1 protein-coding gene is annotated in these 302 nt (G+C 68.5%); it reads right to left on the minus strand.

All coding sequences use genetic code 11. The features are described 5' to 3' along the window. Nucleotides 1-42: 42 nt before the first annotated feature. Nucleotides 43-243 (minus strand): YMGG-like glycine zipper-containing protein, encoded by a 201-nt coding sequence (locus PKE72_RS17120; protein WP_054766136.1) that lies wholly within the window; start codon nt 241-243, stop codon nt 43-45. Between the last annotated feature and the right edge of the window lie 59 nt (nt 244-302).

Consider the following 302-nt stretch of genomic DNA (forward strand, 5'->3'; position numbering starts at 1 on the left):
ATAGCTCCGGGCCTTTCTTTTTCAGCCGTTGGGCTGAGGGTCCTACTTCGGCGTAGTCGCAGCGCCGGCGACAGCGCCGATGGCGGCGCCGGCCACGGTCGAGCCGGTGTTACCGCCAACCACCTGGCCGGCGACGGCGCCGCCCAGGGCGCCGGTGGCGGCGCGTTGTTCCATGGTCTGGCCACAGGCGGCCAACAGGGCCACGGCGCCGATGACGGGGGTCAGTTTCAGAATGGTCTTCATGGGTCTGCTCCGGGAGGGGGAAGATACGAGACTGACCCAACGAAAAGGCCCGCGTCCGG

It is taken from the genome of Brevundimonas intermedia, from assembly GCF_027922165.1.
GTDB classification, from domain to species: domain Bacteria; phylum Pseudomonadota; class Alphaproteobacteria; order Caulobacterales; family Caulobacteraceae; genus Brevundimonas; species Brevundimonas intermedia.

Coding starts and splice junctions, on each gene's coding strand:
- PKE72_RS17120 (WP_054766136.1), bottom strand. CDS start 243: ATGAAGACCATTCTGAAACTGACCCCCGTCATCGGCGCCGTGGCCCTG.